General features: G+C 62.6%; 2 protein-coding genes. Both read right to left on the reverse strand.

Translation table 11 applies throughout. The annotated features are described in order from the left end of the window. The coding region (locus A1351_RS02090; protein ID WP_157096046.1) for a DotA/TraY family protein at positions 1–785 on the reverse strand (785 nt) is incomplete at its 3' end. Between the two features lie 55 nt (positions 786–840). Further along, positions 841–1,624 (reverse strand): hypothetical protein (locus A1351_RS02095; RefSeq protein WP_210178225.1); only part of this gene is annotated, 784 nt, incomplete at its 5' end.

Consider the following 1,624-nt stretch of genomic DNA (forward strand, 5'->3'; position numbering starts at 1 on the left):
TTGACGCCGGCGATCGGCTGCTGGGCGCCGGAGGGCTGATTGACCGTGATCGTGCCGCAACTCGGCGAGCCCGTCTGATTGCCGGGCGACAAAGAATAGGCCCAGGTCGTGGAGCCGGAGACGAGCGTCGGCGTCGGGGCCGGCGCGATTTGCGGATTGGCGGTCGCCTCATTGACGAAGGCCCGGCAGAGCTCGTTCTCCATGACACCGAGCACGATGTTTTTCGTGCCGGGGATGATCGGCGTGGCGATGACCATCGCATCCGGTCCGATGGCCTTGATCGCGAATTTGAAGAGCGATCCCGCCATGCCGATGCCCCACATGGACGTCTGGACAACGGCGGCCTGGCCGATCGAGAAGCCGGACGTTATCGGAAACATCATGATGGCGGCGAAGCCGATCCTCACGACGAACATCGAGGTCATCGAGTTGGTGAGAAGATTACTGGTCTCGGCCGTCCGATAGATATTCCAGATGGTGAGGTAGCACACGTAGAACATGCCGAGAGCCATGGAGAAGCCGGTGAACCGGCCGAGCAGCTCGCCGATGACAGTGGCGGCGGAGCCAGTGCATGTCGCGGATTGCGCTCCGCCGCTGCAGCTGCTGCCGTTGATGGGGAATACGGCCTTGATCACTTCGGCCGCCCAATCCTGGCCGGGGTCGAGAGCGGTCCAGCTGATGTCGTAGTTCGGCGCCGCCGGGGCGGCGGATTGGGCGAACGCCGACGCTGCATAAGCCAGGCCGATGAGGGCGATCGAGAGAGTGGGAAAGATTCGGCGTGACATGGAGTCCTCGCATGTCGATTGGGCATAGCAATGGCGGGGGCGGAAAAAATGGCTGTCAGGGTCCCGGGCTCGGAGAGGGCCGAGCGCCGGGATCGCGGTGGAACACGGCTTTGATTTTTTCCAGGACCTTTTCGACGATCTCGCGGGCCTTCTCGCCGAGATGCTCCAGCATGCTGTCGTCGCCCTCTTTCTTCGGGATAGATGAGGCTGCCTCACCGACGGCGGTGTCGAGCTTTTTGAAATGCTCGTTCCAGTTCGAGGCGTTGGGATGGGAGCCTAGAGCCGAAACGATTGCCTCTCGATCCGCCCCGTATTGTCTGATAGCGACAGCTGCTCGATCATAGGCCGCGTCAAACGTGTTGTTCTCGGAAACTGCGGCTTTGAGTTCCTCCCGAAGTCCTTGGAACGGGCCTCCGGCCTTCATGCCTTCGATCACAGCATTCATGCCACCCTTGTTGTTGGCGGCGGCGTCCTGGATACGATTAAGGATCGAGGCTCCCGGCGCGTCTCGAAGCGCCCCCATCGCGTCGAGGGCCGCACGCCCGGACGCATCGGCGGCGTGGAGCATCGAGTCGTCACGTTTCGACTGCATGCGCGTTTTCTCGAAGTTTTGCAGACGCCGTTGGACGTCTTCGCTGTTCGCCTGTTTCTCGCGCGCCGATGGCTCGCGCGGCTGTTGCGCGCCTGGCTGCATTGCCGCTTGTGACGATGGCGTAGCGGCCTCCAGAATTCGGCCGATGGCGCCGGCGGAGCGCCCGAGCGCCCCGAGCGCCTTTCCGAACACGCCGCCGACGACGAGCTTTTCCTGCACGAATTGCACTTCATGTTTCGTGGTGGGA

The organism is Methylosinus sp. R-45379 (genome assembly GCF_001644125.1).
Classification (GTDB): Bacteria; Pseudomonadota; Alphaproteobacteria; order Rhizobiales; family Beijerinckiaceae; genus Methylosinus.